We start from the raw sequence: 21,302 nt of genomic DNA, 5'->3' as shown, positions 1-21,302 counted from the left end.
ACGGGCTTTTTATGTCTGCCATCCATGGCGGCCGTCCTACTGGCCATCGCTACGCGATGTTAAAAATGACTCCCGGTCATTTTTATGCTCGGACATTCCTATTCGGTCGCCTTTAGCTCTTTGCCATGGGCGAAGTTCACCCACCAGCCAAAGGCCGCGGCGGTAAAGAACATGATGATGCTGTAGATCGCCGCCGGGATGGACATGGTCGCGTTGTTCAGCAACATCGGGCTGAGCGCCAGGGCAATCGCCAGGGTGCCGTTGTGGATGCCAATTTCCATGCCGATGGCAATCGACTGGCGCAGGCTCAGATTGCACAGGCGCGGCACCCAGTAACCCACCGCCAGGCTGATCAGGTTGAAGGCCAGCGCCGCGCCGCCCACCAGCGGTGCGTAATCGACAAAGGTCTGCCAATCCTTGACCACCGCCAGGACGATAATAATCAGCAGAAACAGTGCGGAGATGATCTTCACCGGCTTTTCCATCCGTGAGGCAAAACCTGGAAAACGACTGCGTATCCAGATACCGATGGCCACCGGACCAAGCACGATGACAAACACCTGCACCACCTTGGTGAACTGCAACGGCAAGGCCTGATCGCCTTCCATAAAGTAGGCCAGCGACAGGTTGACGATCAGCGGCATGGTCAGCACCGCAATCACCGAATTGACCGCCGTCAGGGTGATATTCAGCGCCACATCACCATGGGCCAAGTGACTGTAGAGATTGGCCGTGGTGCCGCCAGGCGAAGCGGCCAAGAGCATCAGGCCAACAGCCAGCGCCGGGGCCAGGCCAAAGGCTTTGGCCAGAAAGAAACACACCACGGGCAGCAGCAATAGTTGGCAGCTCAGGCCGATCAGTACCGGCTTGGGAAATTTCACTACCCGGGCAAAATCCGCCAGGGTCAGCGAAAGGCCCAGGCCGAGCATGATGATGCCCAGGGCAATGGGCAGGAACAGGGTCAATAACGGATCAGCAGTCACGGCTTTTTACTCCTTGATCAAAGCGCAGGACGATCTTGAACAGCGGCGTAGAACACTGCAGTGACTTTAGTGGCCAATCGTGTGAAAGAAATGGCGAGGAATAAAAAAAGCGCCCATATGAGCGCTTTTTTTATTACTGAAGGAAATCAGATCGCTGTGGCGCCGCCATCCACAGCGAGCGCTTGGCCGGTGGTGAAGGCCGCATTATCACAGCACAGGTAAAGCACTGCGGTAGCGATTTCCTCGACCTTGCCGATACGCCCGACCGGGTGCATGGCGGCGGCGAACTCGCCCTTCTTCGGATCGGCTTCATAGGCGCGGCGGAACATGTCGGTATCAATCACCGCCGGGCACACCGCATTGACCCGCACTTTCTTCTTCGCATATTCGACGGCAGCGGATTTGGTCAGACCGATCACCGCATGCTTGGACGCGGCATAGATACTCATCTTCGGCGCAGCGCCAAGGCCGGCAACCGATGCGGTGTTGACGATCGCGCCGCCGCCCTGCGCCAGCAGCAGCGGGATCTGGTGCTTCATGCACAGCCAAACGCCTTTGACGTTGACGCCCATGATGGCGTCGTACTCGGCCTCAGTACCTTCGGCCAGCTTGCCCTTCTCGATCTCGATGCCGGCATTGTTGAAGGCATAGTCCAGACGGCCATAGGCGCCCAGTGTGCGCTCCATCAGCACCTTGACCTCGGCGTCGCGCGTTACGTCGCAGCGCACAAATAGCGCGTCGCCACCGGCTTCACGGATCAGCGCGGCAGTTGTTTCGCCGCTCGCCACATCAACGTCGGACACCACCACTTGCAGGCCTTCGTTGGCGAACGCCAGTGCCGTGGCACGACCAATACCCGCTGCACCACCGGTGACCAGGGCAACCCGGCCGGAAAAGCTCAAGCTCATCTGCGTGTCCTCGCAAGAATTAGAAACTGCGCTGAGTCTAATCAGCTCCCCAGTCCCAAGGCAGCACTATCAAACTGCTGGTGATGGCTTCATCCAAACGAGTGATTAACACCCCAGGTCAACGATCATTCGGATGGATTAGTCACCATTCGTCCCACAGGCAAATCTTGCTGATTACGCTGCTAAGGGCTATCAACAGTCTTTCCGTTCAGTGAGTACCCGCCATGACTGCCCCACTCAATCGTCAGTTCCTGCTTGCCCAACGCCCGGTCGGCCTGCCCAGCCGTGAGACTTTCAGCTACGTAGAAACCAGCGTCGGCGAACCCGGCCCAGGGCAGATCCTGGTAAAGAACGCCTACCTGTCACTGGACCCGGCCATGCGCGGCTGGATGAACGATGCCAAATCCTATATCCCGCCGGTCGGCATTGGCGAAGTGATGCGCGCCCTTGGCGTCGGCGAAGTGGTGGCTTCACAGCACCCGGACTTCGCCGTGGGTGACCATGTAAACGGCGCGCTCGGCGTGCAGGATTACTTCCTCGGCGAGCCCAAAGGCTTCTACAAGGTCGATCCCAAGCGCGCGCCGCTGCCGCTGTACCTGTCCGCTCTGGGTATGACCGGGATGACCGCCTACTTCGCCCTGCTCGATGTCGGCGCGCCGCAAGCCGGTGAAACCGTGGTGATTTCCGGTGCGGCCGGTGCAGTGGGCAGCATTGCCGGGCAGATCGCCAAGCTCAAGGGTTGTCGTGTGGTCGGTATCGCCGGCGGCGCGGACAAGTGCAAATTTCTGATTGATGAGCTGGGCTTCGATGGCACCATCGATTACAAGAACGAAGACGTGATCGCCGGTCTCAAGCGCGAATGCCCGAAGGGCGTGAACGTGTATTTCGACAACGTCGGTGGCGACATTCTCGATGCCGTGCTGACCCGCCTGGCCTTCAAGGCACGGGTAATCATCTGCGGCGCGATCAGCCAGTACAACAACAAGCAGGCCGTCAAAGGCCCAGCCAACTACCTCAACCTGCTGGTCAACAGCGCGCGCATGGAAGGTATGGTGGTGATGACCTACGCCCCGCGCTTTGCCGAAGCCGCTCAAGAGATGGGCGGCTGGCTGGCCAGCGGCAAGCTGAAATCCAAGGAAGATATCGTCAGCGGACTGCAGACCTTCCCGGAAACTCTGCTGAAACTATTCAGCGGCGAGAACTTCGGCAAGCTGGTACTGAAAGTCGACTGATACACCTACCGTAGGAGCGGTGGGGACGCCCAGGCCATGCCCGCGATCCGGCTATTTCGCGGGCATGGCCCGCTCCTACACGTGTCAGGCGGCCACTGCCTCAGGCATTTCCTGCTTTATCGGCCGCCAGCGGCGCAGCAGCATATACAGGGTCGGGATCACAAACAGGGTGAAGAAGGTGCCGACCAACAGGCCGCCAACAATCACCATGCCGATCTGCTGACGGCTTTCTGCACCCGCACCCGTGGCAATCGCCAGTGGCAAGGAACCCAGCACCATCGCCCCGGTGGTCATCAGTATCGGCCGCAGGCGCTGCACCGACGCCTCGATCACCGCACCGCGCAGCTCATGGCCCTGACGTAACAGCACGTTGGCGAACTCGACGATCAGAATACCGTGCTTGGTGATCAGACCGATCAGGGTCACCAGACCGATCTGCGAGTAGATATTCAAGGTGCCGCCGAATAACGTCAGCGCCAGTAAGGCCCCAGCCATCGACAGCGGCACGCTGAACAGGATGATCAACGGATCGGTAAAGCTCTCGAACTGCGCCGCCAGCACCAGGAAGATAAACGCCAGAGCCAGGGCGAAGATCAGCGCAATGCCGGCGCTGGACTCCTTGAAGTCCCGCGAGGTGCCGGTGTAGTCGTACTGGGTCTCGGCCGGGAACACCGTTCGCGCGGTATTTTCCAGATGCGCCAGGGCTTCTCCCAGGGTGTAGCCGCTGCCGACGTTGGCACTTACCGTCACCGCACGCAGCTGGTTGAAGTGGTTGAGCTCGCGCGGCGCTACGGTCTCGCGCACTTCGATCAGGTTGGACAGCTGCACCATGCGCTCATCGCGGCCGCGGACATAGACCCGATCGAGATCCTGCGGATTGCTGCGGTCCACGCCCTGCAACTGCACCAGCACGTCGTACTGCTCGCCGTTCTGCTTGAAGCGCGTCACCTGACGGCTGCCGAACAGGCTTTCCAGACTCCTGCCAATGGTTGCCACATCGGTGCCCACCGCTACGGCCTGCTCGCGGTTGACCGCAACTTTCAGCTGCGGCGCATTGAGCTTGAGATCGCTGTCCAGACTTTCCAGGCCCGGATAATCGCGCAGCGCGTTGAGCAACTCGTCGACATAACCCTGCAGCTCGCTGTACTCCATAGACGAGCGAATCACAAAATTCACCGGCTGGTTACGCGCGCTTTGTCCAAGCGGCGGCCGGTTGACCGGGAAGGCCCGCACCCCGGCGATATCCTGCAGTTTGGGCAGTAACTCGTTGCGAATCTCGAACTGGCTGCGCGAACGGTCGGCCCAGTCCTCGAGCTTCATAAAGGAAATGCCCTGCGCCACCGTCGGGAAACCGGCGATGACCATATAGCGGTTGGTTTCCGCAATGCTGGCGTAAGCCGCTTCGATCTCACGGGCATAACGCCCGGTGTAGTTGATGGTGGCCCCATCCGGGCCGTTGAACACACCAATAATGGTGCCGGTGTCCTCGGTGGGCGCCAGCTCGGACTTAAGCCCGGAGAACAGCAGCACGCAGGCCGCCACCGTGAGCAACAGCACGCCGAGCACCAGCACCCAAGCGCTCAGCGCCTTGGCTAGCAGGTGCTTGTAGCTGTAGGTCAGACCGTTGAGGAAATCCTCGATCAGGTTGTATACCCGGTTATGCCGCTCGCCGGCCTGATGCGGCTTGAGTAACAGTGCGCACATCATCGGTGTCAGCGTCAGGGCAACAAAACCCGACACCAGCACCGCGCCGGCCAGGGTCCAGGCGAACTCGGTAAACAGCTTGCCCGTGGTGCCCTGCATAAAGCCGATAGGGGCAAATACGGCAGCCAGGGTCAGGGTCATGGCGATCACCGCAAAGGCAATCTCGCGGCTACCCTTGAGCGCCGCCTGCAGCGGCTGCATGCCCTCCTCGATATGCCGGTGGATGTTCTCCAGCATCACGATGGCATCGTCCACCACCAGACCGATCGCCAGCACCATGGCCAGCAGCGTCAGGGTGTTGATGGTGAAGCCCATCAGGCTCATCAAGGCAAAGGCGCCGATCAGCGACACCGGGATGGTCACCAACGGAATGAGGGTGGCGCGCAGCGAGCGCAGGAAGATAAAGATGATCAGGATGACCAGCCCCACCGCTTCCCAGATAGTGACAAACACGTTGTCGATTGACTCGCGGATAAACAGCGAGTTGTCGTTGGCCACCGCCATCTGCATGCCTTCGGGCAGCAGCGCACGCACATCCGGCAAAGCCGCCGCCAGGCCATCGGAGATGTCCAGCGGGTTGGCGGTGGCCTGTTTGATCATGCCCATCGACACGGCCGGCTGGCCCTTGTAACGGACGATGCTGCGCTCATCCGCAGCGCCGATTTCGGCGTAACCGACATCCGCCAGGCGCAGCAGATAACCGCGCGAGTCATCGAGGATCAGCTGATTGAACTGCTCCGGGGTGTTCATATCGGTTTCCGAGAGCACGGTGAATTCGCGCTGCTGCGATTCGATACGCCCAGCCGGGATTTCCACGTTCTGCCGACGCAGGGCGTCTTCCACGTCCTGCACGGTGAGGTTGTGCGCGGCGAGCTTCTCCGGGTCCAGCCAGATGCGCATGGCAAAGGTGCGCGCGCCGCGAATCTGCACTTCGGAGACGCCGGGAATGGTCTGCAGGCGATCCTTGACCACCCGTTCCAGCACATCGGTGATCTCCATGGCGCTGTAGCGCTCGCTGTAGAAAGCCAGCCAGATCACCGGCTGGGCATCGGCCTCGACCTTCTGCACGATGGGTTCGCTGATTTCATCGGGCAGCAGGCCGCGCACTCGACCCAAACGGTCGCGTACATCGTTGGCAGCCTCATCGGAGTTGCTGCCCAGGCGGAACTGCGCGGTGATCTGGGTGTTTTCCGAACGACTGATGGAGCTGACGAAATCCAGGCCTTCAATACCCGAAAGCACATCCTCGATCGGCTGGGCGACCTGGGACTCCATGATCTCCGGACTCGCGCCCGGGTAGGTGACGTTGACCGTGACAATCGGCACGTCGATATTCGGATATTCGCGCACAGCCAGCCGGTCATAGGCCATCAAGCCGAGCAGCAGCACAATCAACGATAGAACAGTGGCAAACACCGGCCGACGGATGCAGATATCCGACAGGGTCATGGTGCTTGCTCCACCACCTTGGTGCGCACAGGTGCGCCTGCACGGACCTTCTGCCAGCCGGCGCTGATCAGCGTCTCATCACCCTGCAGACCTTCAATTACCTCAACCTTGCCGGCCATGCGCTTACCCAGTTTGACCTCGCGCAACTCGACCTTGCCATCGATCACCAGGTTGACCAGCAGCTGCTCGCCTACCGGCATGATGGCTTCCTCTGGAAGCACCAGGGCATTCGGCCGCTCGGCGAGAATGACCGACACCCGCACAAATTGCCCCGGGCTCAAACGGCCATCGCTGTTGCTGATATGCGCACGAATCGCCTGGCTGCGCCCGGCTTCGTCCAGGCGCGGGTTGATGGCGAAAATCTCGCCGGTGAAGCGCTCGCCGGGATAGGCATCCAGGCTGATTTCAATAATCTGCTTGAGATGGATCTGACTGACGGCTTTTTGTGGAATGCGGAAATCCACCTTGAGCGGATCGAGCACTTCCAGATTGACGATGTCTTGGCCCTCGCTGAGGTAATCGCCAGGGCTGACCTGACGCAGCCCCAGCACACCGTCGTAGGGGGCGAGAATGCGGGTCTTGTCCAAGCGCGCCTGGGACAAGGCCAGGCTGGCACGCGAGGCCTGCTGCTGCGCACTGGCTTCATCCAGCGCCTGAGCATTGCTGGCACCACGCTTGAACAGCATCTGCGCGCGCTGAAAATTCTTTTCCGCGAGGTTCAGGTTGGCCTGCGCCTGGGCAAATTCGGCACGAGTAATGGAATCATCCAGACTAACCAGCAGCGCACCCGCTTCGACGCGCTGGCCTTCGCGAAAATGCAGCTGCGCCACTCGCCCGGCGATTTCCGGGCGGATCATCACCGACTCGTCGGGGCGTAGCGAACCGAAAGTCACCAGCTCATCGCGCACCAGGCTTCGTTCGGCCTTGACCACCTCGACCAGCGGCCCTTCATTGGCGTGCGCTTGCACACTACCAAGCGAGCACAGCAAAAAGACCGTACCGAGAAAAGCAGGTGCGCGGGCAAACATATACAACCCCTAATTCTTTGTAGAGGCTAAGTCTAACGGCCGAGCCGTACGCATCAGCCGTGAAAACTGTTTCCCGGTATTAGCACTGACTATTGGCGCATACCACGGCCGCTAACCAGCAGACGAATACACACGCCATACAACACAGCGGTGGCAACCAGCATAAAACCAATGGCCACGCCAATGCGGATATCAGACACCCCGAGAATGCCGTAACGGAAAGCGTTGACCATATGCAGCACCGGGTTGGCCAGCGACACCGTCTGCCAGAACGGCGGCAGTAGAGTAATCGAGTAGAACACCCCGCCCAGGTAGGTCAAAGGCGTCAGCACAAAGGTCGGAATGATCGAAATATCGTCGAAATTGCGCGCATACACGGCGTTGATAAAGCCACCGAGTGAGAAGATGGTCGCCGTCAGCAGCACCACCAGCACCGTCACACCGAGGTGATGAACCTGCAAGTGAGTGAAGAACAGCGACAGCAAGGTGACGATAAACCCCACCGCCAGACCGCGCAGCACGCCACCGATCACGTAACCGGTGAGGATGATATGCGGCGACACCGGCGACACCATCAACTCCTCGATGGAGCGCTGAAACTTGCTGCCGAAGAAGCTCGACACCACGTTGCCGTAGGAGTTGGTGATCACCGACATCATGATCAGGCCCGGCACGATGTACTCCATATAGGTGAAGCCGCCCATGTCGCCTATTTGCCGGCCGATCAGATTGCCGAAGATCACAAAGTACAGAACCATGGTGATCGCCGGCGGCAGCAGGGTTTGCGGCCAGATGCGGGTAAAGCGGCGGATTTCGCGGTAAACGATGGTGCGCAGGGCCACCATGTTGGCGGCAAATTCGCTGTTCAGATAAGCCGTGCTCATACCGCCTCCTTGGCCAGGTTCTTCTCGACCAGGGAAACGAAAAGCTCCTCCAGGCGATTGGTTTTATTGCGCAAGCTGAGCACCTCGATATTCTGCCGGGCCAACTGGTGGAACAGCTCGGTGATGCCCTGGCTCTTGTCGACCTGCACCTCCAGGGTGTGATGGTCGAGCAGTTGCGCCGGGTAGCCGATCAGTTGCGGCGGCACCAACAGCGACTCCTTGAGGTCGAGCAGGAAGGTCTCCACATGCAGAGTCTTCAACAGCGTCTTCATACTGGTGTTTTCGACGATACGGCCGTGATCGATGATGCCGATATTGCGGCACAGCTGTTCGGCTTCTTCGAGGTAGTGAGTAGTCAGGATAATGGTGATGCCCTGCTGATTCAGCTCGGTGAGAAAGCTCCACATTGAGCGGCGCAATTCGATATCAACCCCGGCAGTCGGCTCATCAAGAATCAACAAACGCGGCTGATGCACCAGCGCGCGAGCGATCATCAGGCGACGTTTCATGCCGCCGGACAATTCGCGCGACGGCACATCATGTTTGCCCCACAGGCCGAGCTGGTTGAGGTACTGCTCAGCGCGTTCCTTGGCGATTTTTGCCGGGATACCGTAATAACCGGCCTGGGTCACGACGATATCGAAGGCTTTCTCGAACTGGTTGAAGTTGAACTCCTGCGGCACCACGCCCAGGCAACGCTTGAGCGCCGATGGCTGCTTATCCAGATCATGACCAAACACATTGACCGTGCCGCTGCTCTTGGTCACCAGGGTCGAAAGAATGCCAATGGTGGTGGATTTACCGGCACCGTTGGGGCCGAGCAAGGCGAAGAAATCGCCTTCAGCTACATCCAGGTCGATGCCGTGCAGCGCCTGGAAGCCGTTGCCATAAGTTTTGGTCAACTGGCGAATGGACAAAGCAGTACTCATAAAAATGCGCACACCTGATCAGATAAAAATAAATTTGTAAGGGGCTGCAACACGCAGCGCGAAGTGGCCCAAGTCTAGCGCCTGGAACCTCTCTACCACAGAATCTTTGCGCAAAACTGCCGCCCCAGGGCTGGGCAGCAGCCTACCAGCGCCAGGCGCAGATTAAACCCGGCAGTTCCCGATGGTGCTTATCAGCCCTGTCGATACATCAATCAGGGATTGATCTCAGCGGCAAAGTCGCCACTGATCGATAGCGCATCCTCGGCAAACAAATGCGGGTAACAGGCGGCTAAATGGCCGAAGAACAGCTGCTCGGGCACATCGGCAAACTGGCCGTGGTCATGCAGGTACTCCATATAGCGCTCGCCCTGCTGATTGAACGGATGGAATACGCTGTCGCTCAGGCCATCAAACTCCAGCGGCGCCACCTTGAATACCCGGCACAGCGCCAGGTTGAACGCCGGCGTGGCCTTGACCCAGCGGCCATCAAGGAACAACTCGGTGTAGCCATGCATGGCGAACACTTCACTGCGCAGCATGGCCAGTAGACGTGGGGTAGCCAGGTGGTTGCGGACATCGGCCAGACCGATCCGCGCGGGTATACCGCAATACCGGGCACAGGCGGCAAGCAAGGTGGCCTTGGGCACGCAGTAACTCTCGCCCGCCTGCAACGCGTGGCTGGCTTTCAGCGTTTCGGCGTCACGGCTGAATACGTAGGGGTTGTAGCGAATCTCGTCACGCACCGCGTAGTATAAATTGACGGCCTGTTCTCGCGGCTCAGGGCTGCCCCCGCGAAACCTTTCTGCGAACTCAACCAGCGCTGGATGGTCACTATCGATGAAGCGGCCGGGCTCAAGGTATTCACGCATCAGGGTTTCTCCACGATTGAGAAACCAGTCTAACGACGGGAGTCCGGCCAATGTCACGACGATTCGGCCAAGCTCACCGCTCTTGTCGCCATCAATGGCGACTACGCTCATGATGGTGCTTACAAACGCATTGTCATCATGGAGGATTCTGCATGCTCGCTCTCTGGTTACTCGCCCTGCTGTTTGGCACGGCCTTTCTTGCCCACCGGCGTACCGCTCCCCTGCCCGCCTTGGGCATAGTGGCTGGCTTTCTGATTCTGATGGGTGTTTTCAGTCACGCCCCTACCTGGCTGATGCTCGTGCTCTGGCTGTTACTGTTAGCCGTGGCCCTACCACTGCTGCTGCCGCAACAACGCCGCAACCTGTTCACTGCACCGCTATTTAGCTGGTTTAAGCGCGTATTGCCGCCGATGTCGGCCACCGAACGCGACGCCATCGAAGCTGGCACCGTATGGTGGGATGGTGAATTGTTCAGCGGCCGCCCAGACTGGGACACTCTACTGGCCTACCCCAAGGCGCAACTGAGCGAGGAAGAACAGGCGTTTATCGACGGCCCGACCGAAGAACTCTGCGCCATGGTCAGTGACTGGCAGATCGGCCAGCAAATGGACCTGCCCGCCGAGGCCTGGACACATATCAAGAATCACGGTTTCTTCGCTCTGATCATCCCCAAGCAATACGGCGGTAAGGGTTTTTCCGCCTACGCCCACTCCCAGGTCGCGATGAAGCTGGCCACCCGCTCCGGCGATCTGGCCTCCACCGTTATGGTGCCCAACTCTCTAGGCCCGGCCGAACTGCTGTTGCACTACGGCACCGAGTCCCAGCGCGACCATTACCTGCCGCGCCTGGCGCGCGGTGAAGACATCCCCTGCTTCGCCCTCACCGGCCCACTGGCCGGCTCTGACGCCGGCGCCATGCCGGACACCGGAATCATCTGCAAGGGTCAGTGGCAAGGCGAGGAAGTCATCGGCCTACGCCTGAACTGGGAAAAACGCTATATCACCCTTGGCCCAGTCGCCACCCTGCTCGGCCTGGCCTTCAAGGCCTACGACCCTGAACACCTTTTGGGTGAAGAGGAAGACCTTGGTATCAGCCTGGCCCTGGTGCCCACAGAAACGCCCGGCGTCGAGATCGGCCGTCGCCACCTACCACTTGGCGCCGCCTTTATGAACGGCCCGAACTCAGGCAAGGATGTGTTTATCCCGCTGGATTACCTGATTGGCGGTCAGGAGATGCTCGGCAAGGGCTGGATGATGCTGATGAACTGCCTGTCCGTGGGACGCTCCATCTCCCTACCAGCAGTCGGCACGGGCGCGGCCAAGTTCACCAGCCTGACCACCGGCCAGTACAGCCAGATTCGCGAGCAGTTCAACGTACCGCTGTCCGCCTTCGAAGGCATTCAGGAAGCCCTGGCGCGCATCGGCGGCAACGCCTGGCTGATGGACAGCGCGCGCATTCTCACCGCCAATGCGGTGGACCTGGGCGAGAAACCCTCGGTGCTCTCGGCCATTCTCAAGTACCACCTGACCGAGCGCGGCCGCGAATGCATCAGCCACGCCATGGACGTGCACGGCGGCAAGGGCATCGTGATGGGCCCCAACAACTACCTGGCCCGCTCCTGGCAGGGCGCGCCGATCTTTATCACCGTGGAGGGGGCCAATATCCTCTCACGCAACCTGATGATCTTTGGCCAAGGTGCGATCCGCTGCCACCCCTATGTGCTCAAGGAAATGGCTCTGGCGGCACGCGAAGACCAAGACCAGGCGTTGCAGGAGTTCGATGAACTGCTGCTGCAACATATCGGCTTTGCCGTGAGCAATGCCGCCAGCAGCCTGCTGCTCAGTCTCGGCTTTGGCGTCTTCGGTCAGGTGCCGGGCGACCGTATCAGCCGCCCCTACTTCCGCGCGCTCAACCGCCTGGCAGCAGCCTTCGCCCTGCTTGCTGATACCAGCATGATGCTGCTTGGCGGCGAACTGAAACGTCGCGAGCGTTTATCAGCGCGCCTGGGTGATGTGCTCAGCCATCTTTATCTGGCCTCCGCTGCGCTCAAGCGCTACCACGACCTTGGCTACCCAGAACACTCGCAACCCATGCTGTGCTGGGCCGTAGAAGAAAGCCTGGGCAAGGCCGAACAGGCTTTGGAAGAGCTGCTCAGTAACTTCCCCAACAAACTGCTCGGCTGCGCCCTGCGCCTGCTGGTATTACCACTGGGTCGCCGCCACAAGGGCCCAAGTGATGAACTGGACGCCGAAGTGGCTGGCATTATCGGCCGCAACAGTGGCGACCCGGCGCTGGAGGAGTTGCTCGAAGGCTGCTATCGCCCGCACGCCGAACAAGATTCGGTGGGTGCCCTGCAATATGCGATGAACCTGCTGCACGACGTACAAGGCCTGCAGAAAAAACTGCACAAGGCCGTCAAAGCTGGTCAGGTACAGGAACTACCTGGGCAAAGCCTGATTGATTCCGCACTGGCCGCAGGTGTACTCAGTACCGATGAAGCGCACAGCCTGAATCAGGCCGAAGCGGCGCGGCGTGTGGTGATTGATGTCGATGACTTTGCCAAGGAGGAGTTAGCCCTCAGCACCGGCAAGGTCCGCTAAGCAGGCAAACAGGACAGCGGGCGACGCGAGCCTTATAATTGCGCGCCCGTTTTACCTACAGGATTGCCCCATGGCCAACACCCACGTCGACCATCACCTCGCCCTGCTGCAGCACCTGCGCACCATTCTGGTAGCGTTAGGCGAAGCAGAGCAGATTCTCGATGACAGCCACGCCATGTACCTGGAGCGCTACGACGAATTGCTGAGCGACCTGCCGAGCGATCCGGAAGCCAGCCTCTACCTGGGCCAAGACCTGATCAGCCAGATCTTCCAGCGTTATCCGCAAATCGCCCACCTAGTGCCGCGCGACTTGCTGTGGTTCTTTGGCGGCGACTGCCTGCACTTTATGCCCGACGAAGAAATCGAGATGTACCAGACCCTCGAAGAACGCCGCTTTTACGCCGAAGAGAACGACGAGCCCTTCGATTGGAACCAGGAAAAGCAGCTGCTGGCCATGCCCGCCCAAGGCGGCACGCATTAAGCAGCTGCCAGATGCACAAAAGCCCGCACGGCAGAACCGGCGGGCTTTTTTATGCAACTCGCTTAAGCGTTGCCGCTTAGTTTTAAGCGCGCAGCCTGGGTGAAGTCGAGCATGCGCTTGAGCGGTTTGATCGCTTTTGGGATCAATGCCGGGTCGACAAATATCTCATTACTGCCCTCGCGCAGGCACTCCAGAGTACGCTGCAAGGTATTCATCGCCATCCACGGGCAATGCGCACAACTACGACAAGCGGCGCCGTTGCCGGCAGTCGGGGCGGCGACAAACTCCTTGTCCGGGCACAGCTGCTGCATCTTGTAGAAGATGCCGGCGTCGGTGGCGACGATAAAGGTCTTGTTCGGCAAACGCTGCGCAGCGGCGATCAGCTGGCTGGTAGAGCCCACTGCATCGGCCAGATCGATCACGGCGGTCGGGGACTCGGGGTGAACCAGCACGGCGGCATCCGGATACAACGCCTTCATGTCTGCCAACTGCTTGGCCTTGAACTCCTCGTGGACGATGCAGGCACCGTCCCATAGCAGCATATCGGCGCCGGTTTTGTTCTGGATATAGCGCCCCAGATGCTGGTCCGGCGCCCAGATAATGCTTTCACCGTTATCCATCAGGTGCTCGACAATTTCCACCGCACAACTGGAGGTCACCACCCAATCGGCGCGCGCCTTCACCGCCGCCGAGGTGTTGGCGTATACCACCACCGTGCGCTGCGGGTGCTGATCGCAGAACGCCGCAAACTCGTCCACCGGACAACCCAGATCAAGCGAGCAGGTCGCTTCAAGTGTCGGCATCAGTACGCGCTTTTCGGGATTGAGAATTTTCGCCGTCTCGCCCATAAATTTGACGCCAGCCACCAGCACCGTTTGCGCCGGGTGCTGATTGCCGAAGCGGGCCATTTCCAGCGAGTCGGAAACGCAGCCGCCAGTTTCTTCGGCCAAGGCTTGCAGCACCGGGTCGCAGTAATAGTGCGCCACCAGTACGGCGTTCTGCTTTTTCAGCTCAGCAGCAATCTCAGCACGGTAAAAAGCCTCTTGCTCAGGCGTCAGCGGCTTGGGCTGCTTGGCATCGAGGTGGGCTTGCACCAGCAGGCGTTCGGAAATCTGGGTCATGTCATCAGGCTCTGAATATGCTTTCAGTGCGGCGAGTATACCCGCCTGGATGGCACTGGAGCAGGCAGCTTGCAACCACGCGAAGGCGGTAAAAAGTGACAGATACAAAAAAGCCCGAAAATTCCTCTAATCAGAACTTTCAGGCTTTCTTGACCTTCCGAGGAAGGAAAAATGGTGGGTCGTGTGGGATTCGAACCTACGACCAATTGGTTAAAAGCCAACTGCTCTACCAACTGAGCTAACGACCCGACGCGAGGCGCATGATACTGATTTAATTCAGAAATTCAACACTTCGCGAAAATTTTTTAGAAATAACGAGTGGGATCTACCAACCCGGCAGTAGCAAAACCTGCAGCACGCAGACGGCAGCTATCGCATTTGCCGCAGGCGCGACCCTGATCATCGGCCTGATAGCAGGAGATGGTCAGCGCGTAATCAACGCCCTGCTGAACTCCAGCCTGAACGATCTCGGCCTTGCTCATGGCCTGTAGCGGAGCCTGAATGCGGAAGCCCTGCCCTTCTACACCGGCCTTGGTGGCCAGATTGGCCATACGCTCAAAGGCTTCAATAAACTCCGGACGGCAATCCGGGTAACCGGAATAATCCACCGCGTTCACGCCGATAAAAATATCCCGCGCACCCAGCACTTCAGCCCAACCCAGCGCGAGGGAAAGAAACACCGTGTTGCGCGCTGGCACGTAGGTCACCGGGATGCCTTCGGTCGGGCTTTCCGGCACATCGATACTATCGTCGGTCAACGCCGAGCCACCCATGCCATTGAGATTCAGGCCGATCACCTTGTGCTCGACCACTCTCAGTTGCCGTGCCACCTGTTCGGCTGCCTGCAACTCGGAGCGATGGCGCTGACCGTAATCGAAACTCATGGTGTAGCAGCTGTAGCCATCGGCCTTGGCCAACGCCACCACGGTGGCCGAGTCCAGACCGCCCGACAGCAGGATTACCGCTTTCTTATCGCTCATATCAATGTCCCGGCTCATCATTCCAGAGAATTTTGTGCAGCTGCATCTGCAAGCGAACTGGCAAGTTGTCGGCAATGATCCACTCGGCCAGCGAGCGCGCATCCAGCTCATGGTGACTCGGCGACATCAGCACTTCGCTAACGCGCTCGTTCAGCCGGTATTGAATCAGCTTGCTCACCGCCCAGTCGTAGTCCTCACGGGAGCAGATCACGAACTTGACCTGATCGTTTGGCGTCAGCAGATCGATATTCTCGTAGCGGTTACGCGCCACTTCAGCTGAGCCAGGAGTCTTCAGGTCGAGGACCTTGCTTACCCGCGGGTCGACCGCCGACACATCCAGCGCACCACTGGTTTCCAGCGACACTTCATAGCCGGCGTCACACAGACGCTTGAGCAAAGCAATGCAGTTGGGCTGAGCCAACGGCTCACCACCGGTCACGCAGATATAACGCGGCTTATAACCGGCAATCTGTTCGATGATGGCGTCCAGCGACTGGATCTCGCCGCCACTGAAGGCGTAGGCGGTGTCGCAGTATTGGCAACGCAAAGGACAGCCGGTCAGGCGAACGAACACAGTCGGCAAGCCGGCGGTGCGTGTCTCGCCCTGCAGCGAGTAGAAAATCTCGGTAATGCGCAGGGTATCTTGCATATCAGCCACGGGCGTGACAGCTAAACAGGCTGTCCGCCTCCGTTGCGGGAAAAGGGCCGCGGATTGTATACGAAATAGTTTTCGGGTGAAATTCTTAACGTCGCAGCTAAGGCCAGAAAGGTTGCCCACCGGGGAACACTGGACATAAAAAACCCGCGCAAGGCGCGGGATTCTTGGTCAAGCACTAAATTTTATGGCAAACGCTGCAAATCGCGCTGTGCCAGCTGGGCCGCCGAGCTGCCTGGGTACTGCGCAATCACTTGCTGCAGAATACCCTTGGCCTTGTCGCTATTGCCCAGACGCTGCTCAACATCCGCCAGCTTGAACAACGAATCCGGCACCTTGGCGTGGCTCGGGTAAGTCTGACTGACCCGTGCAAAGGCCTGGCCCGCGCTTTGTAGGTCACCCTTGGCCAGATTTACCTCGCCCAACCAATACTGCGCGTTGCCAGCGTACTGACTGTTTGGGTATTTACGCAGGAAGGCGGCAAAAGCCTGACTGGCTTTGTCGAAATCCTTGGCTTTGATCAGGTCAAAGGCAGCTTCGTAGAACAGCTTTTCCTTTGCAGGATCGGCCGGCTCATTGCTGGCCGGCGCTTGTACCTGCCCCGCCGCTGGCGGAGTAGGTGTACCACTGGCATTGATCGCACCAGCAGCTGAAGAATTCTGGCCGGTTGCAGCACCTGCCGCACCACCACTCACACGTCGATCAAGATCCTGATAACGCTCCAGGCTTTCTTGTTTCAGACGCTGAATTTCATTCTGTTGCTCTTCCAGCGTACCGCGCAGCTGCGCGATCTCTTGCTGCATCTGCTGCAACTGGTTGAACAGCATGCCCTGCGCCGTGACAGGGGCCGCAGCCCCTGTCGCGGCGGAGGTGCCGGACGTACCGTAACCAGCAGGCGGGTAACTGCCGCCGTAACCGGCATTGTTATCCACCACGGGAACCTCAGCCCACGCCGCAAGCGGCAGGCTGAGCGCCAAAACGGTTAAAGCACGGCGGCACGTACGCATATCGAATTACTTACGCAGTTCGACGCGACGGTTTTGAGCCCACGAGGACTCGTCGTTGCCAGTGGCGATTGCACGCTCTTCACCGTAGGAAACCAGTTCCAGTTGAGCCGGGGAAACGCCCTGCAGTACCAGGTAACGCTGCACAGCTTTGGCGCGACGCTCGCCCAGAGCCATGTTGTATTCACGAGTACCGCGCTCGTCAGCGTGGCCTTCCAGAACTACGCGAGCGCCATTGCCTTGCAGGTCTTTGGCGTGCACGTCCAGAGCGCGCATGGCCTCTGGCTTCAGGTCGGAGCTGTCGTATTCGAAGTAGAAGGTGGTGATAGCGCGCAGAGCAGCTTCTTCGCTCAGGCTGCCATCAACAGCGCCAGTGTTAGCACCGTAACCAGCGTTAGGATCGGTAGCGCCTTCGCCAGCAGCGTCGCCGCCTTTCGAGGAGCAACCAACTGCAACGGCCAGAGCCAGGCTCAGCGCGGCGAACTTACCAAATTTCAGCATTTCCATGATGTAACTCCTAATGAACCCCAGTGTGTTAAGCAGTGTTTCAAACAACAACGGTGTAGCGCCGCATCAGTTCAGGTAAGGGGACCATGAAGGCTCTCGAACTTCGCCTTGAGCGGTAGGAAGAGGGAGCCTCACACGTCCATTGGTGGACGCTAATACCAAGACTCCCCGACCCTGCTGGCGGGTGGCGTAGATTACCATGGTGCCGTTAGGCGCAACAGTAGGCGACTCATCCAGACTGGTGTCTGAAAGAATGCGCAAATTGCCGCGCTGCAGATCTTGCGCCGCCACCTTGAACACGGTGTAACCATCCTGGCGGTGAATCATTACCAGGGTCTTTTCATCAGCAGAAAGTTTCGGGTTGGCGTTGTAGTTACCGATAAAGGTCACACGCTCTGCCGAGCCACCATTGATGTTGGTTTTATAGATCTGCGGTTTGCCGGAACGATCCGACGTGAAGTAAAGGGTCTGACCGTCTTTACCCCAGAATGGTTCGGTATCAATCGATGGCTGGTTGGTCACCCGGCGCAGCTGGCGAGTGCCCATGTCCATTACATAGATCTCTGGATTGCCATCCCGCGACAATACGAACGCTAGGCGATTGCCATCCGGCGACCAGGCTGGCGCGCCATTCAGGCCTTCAAAATTGGTGATCTGCTCGCGGCGACCGGTATCGATGTGCTGCACGAAGATACGCGGACGCTTCTGCTCGAAAGAGACATAGGCGATACGCTTGCCATCCGGGGCAAACGATGGCGACAGAATCGGCTCGCGCGATTGCAGCAGGGTCACGGCACGGGCGCCGTCATAATCAGAGCGCTGCAAGGTGTAACGAGTGTTGTTGACTGCAAAACGCTCGGCAGTCACATACAGCATACGCGTCGAGAACGCACCCTTAACGCCGGTGAGCTTCTCGAAGGACTGATCGGCGATATGGTGCGCCATATCACGCAACTGATCGACGCCGCCACCCACGCTGCCGGTCATGACCTGCTGCTGAGTAGTGACGTTGAACAAGGCGAACTGCACCTGCAGACGACCGGCATTCGGCACAATGTTGCCGACCAGGACGTACTGTGCGCCCAGAGCTTGCCAGTCGCGGTAGATCACTTCAGTCGCCTGAGTCGGCAGGCTGATCATGTTCTGCCGAGGGATCGGCGCAAACTCTCCAGAGTTACGCAGGTCATTGCCGATAATCTCGGCCATATCCTCAGGCAACACGGTGCCGCCTTGCCAGCCAAAAGGCACTACGGCAATGGGCGTGGCACTGTTGGTACCTTTGTCGATAAGCAGCGGATCAGCGGCCTGAACGGTGCCGACCAGCATGGTCAGACCGAGCAGAACAATACGCATCAGGGTATTCACAGACCTAAATCCTCCGGTTTGAAGACAGCGCGACGCTGCCGGTAAAGGCGATCAAAAGTGGCGCGGTCCAGCTGCTGCATTTCGGCAATACGGCCGACGTTACGTACCGCTTGCACGGCCGAGTTATCAAATGGCGAGTCACCACTGGAACGCGTCACGCTGGCATTGGTAATGGTGCCATCAGGCAGCATTTCGATCAGTACTTCTACGCTCATGCCATTACGCGCCGATGGCGGACGTCGCCACTGCTGACTCACCAGCATAACAATCAGGTCATCCAGGCTGCCGGCCACTTCATCGCCGACGGTATCGGCAATTGCCTGCTGGCGACCAACATCGTCGGATAATAATTCAGCCAATGCGGCAGCCTTCTTGTCTTCTACCGCTTTACGCTGGGCCGCTTCTGCCGCTTTCTTCTTGGCGTCATCAGCCTTTTTCTTCTTCGCAGCTTCTGCAGCGGCTTTCTTCTTCGCCTCTTCAGCAGCTTTTTTCTTGGCGTCTTCAGCGGCCTTTTTCTTGGCTGCCTCATCCGCCGCTTTCTTTTTGGCGACATCGGCGAGCTTCTTCTGCTCAGCGGCCTTTTTATCGGCGTCAGCCTTTTTCGCAGCCTCCGCTTTCTGAGCCTCTTGCGCTTTCTTTTGTTCCGCTGCCTTGGCTGCTACTTTTTCCTGCTCGGCCTTTTTCTGTTCAAGCTGTTCGGTTTCGTACACCGGGGCCGTGGTTTTCTTGGTTTCACCCGCAATTTTCTGGTTGGTCTGGGTGGTGGCCTGGCTCTGCGATTGCAGCTTATACAGCGTGGCCTGTACTACCGGCTTGGCCAGCGGCAAGTCCGGGGCAAAGGCGAAGCTAACGAACAACATGGCAAACATGATGACGTGCAGCCCCACAGCCCAGACGACCGGCCAAAATAGGCTTTCCGAGGGCGAACGCTCGTGCTGGTCGTGCATCAGGGGGCCTCGGTAATCAGCCCGACGTTACCCACGTCAGCCTGCTGCAAGCCACCCATGGCCGCCATGATGGTGCCGTAATCAACGCTCTTGTCGCCGCGCACGAACACCTGCACCTGCTTACCAGTTGCCCGGCTCTGGCTGATGATCGCCGTCACTGCGCGTGTCATCTCTTCCAGCGTCAGCGCCTTATCTTGAACAGTGTCGACATCAACCTCGGTGCCCATATTCCAGAAATAGCTCTTGTCGGCCTTGATCGAGATGGTCAGCACCTGGGCGTTATTGTCCTGTGGCAAGACCTCACTGCTGACTTGCGGCAGATCGACCTTAACCCCTTGATTGAGCATGGGCGCGGTCACCATAAAGATCACCAGCAGCACCAACATCACGTCGATGTAGGGCACCACGTTCATCTCGGCGACGGGCTTGCGTCTGTTGCGAATTCTGGCCATGGCTTGAAAACCTGTATTAAGAATGCCTAAGGCTTAGTCGTCGCTGGTGTGGACTTTGCGGTGCAGAATCGCCTGGAACTCATCGGCGAAGGTGTAGTAACGACCGATCAGCATTTCGCCACGGGCGGCAAAGCGGTTATAGGCAATGACCGCTGGAATCGCGGCGAACAGACCGATCGCGGTGGCGATCAGTGCCTCGGCAATACCCGGAGCCACAGTGGCCAGGGTTGCTTGCTGCACCTGAGCCAGGCCACGGAAGGAGTTCATGATGCCCCACACGGTACCGAACAGGCCGATATACGGACTGGTCGAGCCAACGGTGGCGAGGAACGGCAGGCTCTGCTCAAGCTTCTCTTCTTCACGCGAGATGGCCACACGCATGGCACGCGCCACCGCGTCCATCACCGCATCCGGATCAACACCGGCCTGCTGGCGCAGACGCGAGAACTCTTTGAAGCCAGCACGAAAAATCTGCTCCAGGCCGGAGTCCGGGTCCGGATTGCTGCCGGCCTGGCGGTACAGCTTGGACAGATCGATACCCGACCAGAAGCGCTCCTCAAAGTTATCAAGAGCACGCTTGGCCGCGCGCAGCAAAGCGGTGCGCTGAAAAATCATGACCCACGAAGTGACCGATGCAGCCACCAGTGTCAGCATTACCAGCTGCACCACCAGACTGGCGTTGCTGATCAGACTCCACATCGACATGTGGTCTACGGCGTTGGCTTCCACGCTTACTCTCCTGCTCTAGATGTACCCGCGCCGCCCTGCCCGGCAAAGGCCGCATGCAGAGTTTGGGGAATGGCCCGGGGTTTTAAATTATCGGCGCGCACACAGGCCACCATAAACTGCCCTTCACAAAGCAGCGCATCATCCGTTGCCCGCCTGACCTGCTGACGAAAACGCAAGCTGGCACGGTTTAATTCAATGACTTCAGCGCTTACCAGCAACTCATCGTCGAGCTTGGCTGGCGCGTGATAGCGCGCTTCAGCCGAATGCACAACGAACAACAGGCCCTCCTCGGCCAACGTCGACTGGAGAAAACCCAGATCGCGTAGGCGTTCAGTACGAGCCCGTTCCATAAATTTGAGGTAATTGACGTAGTAGACAATGCCGCCGGCATCGGTGTCTTCGAAATAAACCCGACAGCGATGGGTGAACGGCGTAACTCCGTTTTGCGCGCGCATACTCTAGTGCCAGCTCCTGT

20 protein-coding genes and 1 tRNA gene are annotated in these 21,302 nt (G+C 58.9%); 3 read left to right on the top strand and 18 right to left on the bottom strand.

Annotated features, from left to right (window positions below):
• Positions 1-98: 98 nt before the first annotated feature.
• A complete protein-coding gene (locus AACX99_RS17500; protein ID WP_339413701.1) occupies positions 99-983 on the bottom strand; it encodes a bile acid:sodium symporter family protein in 885 nt (294 codons plus the stop codon).
• A 146-nt stretch (positions 984-1,129) separates the two neighbouring features.
• Positions 1,130-1,891: an SDR family oxidoreductase gene (locus AACX99_RS17495; protein WP_339413700.1), complete on the bottom strand. Its 762-nt coding sequence runs from the start codon at positions 1,889-1,891 to the stop codon at positions 1,130-1,132.
• 224 nt (positions 1,892-2,115) lie between these two features.
• Between AACX99_RS17495 and AACX99_RS17490 the strand changes: the two genes are divergently transcribed.
• Entirely contained in the window at positions 2,116-3,123 is a 1,008-nt protein-coding gene (locus tag AACX99_RS17490; protein ID WP_339413699.1) for an NADP-dependent oxidoreductase, read from the top strand.
• A gap of 84 nt (positions 3,124-3,207) precedes the next feature.
• Here AACX99_RS17490 and AACX99_RS17485 read toward each other — a convergent pair whose 3' ends face one another.
• The 5 genes from AACX99_RS17485 to AACX99_RS17465 form a co-directional block, all read right to left on the bottom strand.
• Entirely contained in the window at positions 3,208-6,276 is a 3,069-nt protein-coding gene (locus tag AACX99_RS17485; protein ID WP_339413698.1) for an efflux RND transporter permease subunit, read from the bottom strand.
• Complete coding sequence (locus AACX99_RS17480; protein ID WP_339413697.1) at positions 6,273-7,304, bottom strand: efflux RND transporter periplasmic adaptor subunit; 1,032 nt, start codon at positions 7,302-7,304, stop codon at positions 6,273-6,275. Before AACX99_RS17480 ends, AACX99_RS17485 begins: the two co-directional genes overlap by 4 nt.
• A gap of 89 nt (positions 7,305-7,393) precedes the next feature.
• On the bottom strand, positions 7,394-8,173 hold the full coding sequence (locus AACX99_RS17475; RefSeq protein ID WP_339413787.1) for an ABC transporter permease: 780 nt from the start codon (positions 8,171-8,173) through the stop codon (positions 7,394-7,396).
• Between the two features lie 11 nt (positions 8,174-8,184).
• A complete protein-coding gene (locus AACX99_RS17470) occupies positions 8,185-9,117 on the bottom strand; it encodes an ABC transporter ATP-binding protein (protein ID WP_339413696.1) in 933 nt (310 codons plus the stop codon).
• A 212-nt stretch (positions 9,118-9,329) separates the two neighbouring features.
• Entirely contained in the window at positions 9,330-9,986 is a 657-nt protein-coding gene (locus tag AACX99_RS17465; protein WP_339413786.1) for a transglutaminase-like domain-containing protein, read from the bottom strand.
• Positions 9,987-10,138: 152 nt separating this feature from the next.
• Here AACX99_RS17465 and AACX99_RS17460 point away from each other — a divergent pair, with 152 nt between their 5' ends.
• Positions 10,139-12,586 carry an acyl-CoA dehydrogenase gene (locus tag AACX99_RS17460; protein ID WP_339413695.1) on the top strand — a complete coding sequence of 816 codons (2,448 nt, stop codon included), beginning with the start codon at positions 10,139-10,141 and terminating at the stop codon, positions 12,584-12,586.
• 70 nt (positions 12,587-12,656) lie between these two features.
• The gene (locus tag AACX99_RS17455; RefSeq protein WP_339413694.1) at positions 12,657-13,067 is read left to right on the top strand and encodes a PA2817 family protein; all 411 of its coding nucleotides are present in this window, start codon (positions 12,657-12,659) and stop codon (positions 13,065-13,067) included.
• A gap of 62 nt (positions 13,068-13,129) precedes the next feature.
• Here the strand turns inward: AACX99_RS17455 and nadA are convergent, their stop codons facing one another.
• The 11 genes from nadA to ybgC all read right to left on the bottom strand — a co-directional run bounded on the left by nadA (position 13,130) and on the right by ybgC (position 21,282).
• Positions 13,130-14,188, bottom strand: coding sequence for a quinolinate synthase NadA (gene nadA, locus AACX99_RS17450; protein ID WP_339413693.1), 1,059 nt, complete (start codon positions 14,186-14,188; stop codon positions 13,130-13,132).
• A 172-nt stretch (positions 14,189-14,360) separates the two neighbouring features.
• A tRNA-Lys gene (locus AACX99_RS17445) sits at positions 14,361-14,436 on the bottom strand.
• 57 nt (positions 14,437-14,493) lie between these two features.
• Positions 14,494-15,168, bottom strand: a complete 675-nt coding sequence (gene queC, locus AACX99_RS17440) for a 7-cyano-7-deazaguanine synthase QueC (protein ID WP_339413692.1) — start codon at positions 15,166-15,168, stop codon at positions 14,494-14,496.
• Between the two features lies 1 nt (position 15,169).
• Complete coding sequence (queE, locus tag AACX99_RS17435) at positions 15,170-15,817, bottom strand: 7-carboxy-7-deazaguanine synthase QueE (protein WP_339413691.1); 648 nt, start codon at positions 15,815-15,817, stop codon at positions 15,170-15,172.
• 191 nt (positions 15,818-16,008) lie between these two features.
• Entirely contained in the window at positions 16,009-16,830 is an 822-nt protein-coding gene (gene ybgF, locus AACX99_RS17430) for a tol-pal system protein YbgF (protein ID WP_339413690.1), read from the bottom strand.
• 6 nt (positions 16,831-16,836) lie between these two features.
• Positions 16,837-17,334 (bottom strand): peptidoglycan-associated lipoprotein Pal, encoded by a 498-nt coding sequence (gene pal / locus AACX99_RS17425; RefSeq protein ID WP_090252626.1) that lies wholly within the window; start codon positions 17,332-17,334, stop codon positions 16,837-16,839.
• Between the two features lie 66 nt (positions 17,335-17,400).
• Positions 17,401-18,699: a Tol-Pal system beta propeller repeat protein TolB gene (gene tolB, locus AACX99_RS17420; RefSeq protein ID WP_339413689.1), complete on the bottom strand. Its 1,299-nt coding sequence runs from the start codon at positions 18,697-18,699 to the stop codon at positions 17,401-17,403.
• The gene (gene tolA / locus AACX99_RS17415; RefSeq protein ID WP_339413688.1) at positions 18,696-19,646 is read right to left on the bottom strand and encodes a cell envelope integrity protein TolA; all 951 of its coding nucleotides are present in this window, start codon (positions 19,644-19,646) and stop codon (positions 18,696-18,698) included. Before tolA ends, tolB begins: the two co-directional genes overlap by 4 nt.
• Complete coding sequence (tolR, locus tag AACX99_RS17410) at positions 19,646-20,098, bottom strand: protein TolR (protein WP_339413687.1); 453 nt, start codon at positions 20,096-20,098, stop codon at positions 19,646-19,648. Before tolR ends, tolA begins: the two co-directional genes overlap by 1 nt.
• A gap of 33 nt (positions 20,099-20,131) precedes the next feature.
• Complete coding sequence (gene tolQ / locus AACX99_RS17405; RefSeq protein ID WP_090385277.1) at positions 20,132-20,827, bottom strand: protein TolQ; 696 nt, start codon at positions 20,825-20,827, stop codon at positions 20,132-20,134.
• A gap of 2 nt (positions 20,828-20,829) precedes the next feature.
• On the bottom strand, positions 20,830-21,282 hold the full coding sequence (ybgC, locus tag AACX99_RS17400; RefSeq protein ID WP_339413686.1) for a tol-pal system-associated acyl-CoA thioesterase: 453 nt from the start codon (positions 21,280-21,282) through the stop codon (positions 20,830-20,832).
• Positions 21,283-21,302 lie beyond the last annotated feature (20 nt).

This window comes from Pseudomonas sp. EA_35y_Pfl2_R5 (genome assembly GCF_963970805.1).
Classification (GTDB): domain Bacteria; phylum Pseudomonadota; class Gammaproteobacteria; order Pseudomonadales; family Pseudomonadaceae; genus Aquipseudomonas.
The sequence above is the reverse complement of the archived record's forward strand: the minus strand, read 5'-3'. Positions and strand labels throughout refer to the sequence as shown.

What these genes read in the sequence shown, in the direction of transcription:
- AACX99_RS17495 (WP_339413700.1), bottom strand. Translation starts at nt 1,891, where the DNA reads ATGAGCTTGAGCTTTTCCGGCCGGGTTGCCCTGGTCACCGGTGGTGCA.
- AACX99_RS17490 (WP_339413699.1), top strand. Translation starts at nt 2,116, where the DNA reads ATGACTGCCCCACTCAATCGTCAGTTCCTGCTTGCCCAACGCCCGGTC.
- AACX99_RS17485 (WP_339413698.1), bottom strand. Translation starts at nt 6,276, where the DNA reads ATGACCCTGTCGGATATCTGCATCCGTCGGCCGGTGTTTGCCACTGTT.
- AACX99_RS17480 (WP_339413697.1), bottom strand. Translation starts at nt 7,304, where the DNA reads ATGTTTGCCCGCGCACCTGCTTTTCTCGGTACGGTCTTTTTGCTGTGC.
- AACX99_RS17470 (WP_339413696.1), bottom strand. Translation starts at nt 9,117, where the DNA reads ATGAGTACTGCTTTGTCCATTCGCCAGTTGACCAAAACTTATGGCAAC.
- AACX99_RS17465 (WP_339413786.1), bottom strand. Translation starts at nt 9,986, where the DNA reads ATGCGTGAATACCTTGAGCCCGGCCGCTTCATCGATAGTGACCATCCA.
- AACX99_RS17460 (WP_339413695.1), top strand. Translation starts at nt 10,139, where the DNA reads ATGCTCGCTCTCTGGTTACTCGCCCTGCTGTTTGGCACGGCCTTTCTT.
- AACX99_RS17455 (WP_339413694.1), top strand. Translation starts at nt 12,657, where the DNA reads ATGGCCAACACCCACGTCGACCATCACCTCGCCCTGCTGCAGCACCTG.
- nadA (WP_339413693.1), bottom strand. Translation starts at nt 14,188, where the DNA reads ATGACCCAGATTTCCGAACGCCTGCTGGTGCAAGCCCACCTCGATGCC.
- queC (WP_339413692.1), bottom strand. Translation starts at nt 15,168, where the DNA reads ATGAGCGATAAGAAAGCGGTAATCCTGCTGTCGGGCGGTCTGGACTCG.
- queE (WP_339413691.1), bottom strand. Translation starts at nt 15,817, where the DNA reads ATGCAAGATACCCTGCGCATTACCGAGATTTTCTACTCGCTGCAGGGC.
- ybgF (WP_339413690.1), bottom strand. Translation starts at nt 16,830, where the DNA reads ATGCGTACGTGCCGCCGTGCTTTAACCGTTTTGGCGCTCAGCCTGCCG.
- pal (WP_090252626.1), bottom strand. Translation starts at nt 17,334, where the DNA reads ATGGAAATGCTGAAATTTGGTAAGTTCGCCGCGCTGAGCCTGGCTCTG.
- tolA (WP_339413688.1), bottom strand. Translation starts at nt 19,646, where the DNA reads ATGCACGACCAGCACGAGCGTTCGCCCTCGGAAAGCCTATTTTGGCCG.
- tolR (WP_339413687.1), bottom strand. Translation starts at nt 20,098, where the DNA reads ATGGCCAGAATTCGCAACAGACGCAAGCCCGTCGCCGAGATGAACGTG.
- ybgC (WP_339413686.1), bottom strand. Translation starts at nt 21,282, where the DNA reads ATGCGCGCGCAAAACGGAGTTACGCCGTTCACCCATCGCTGTCGGGTT.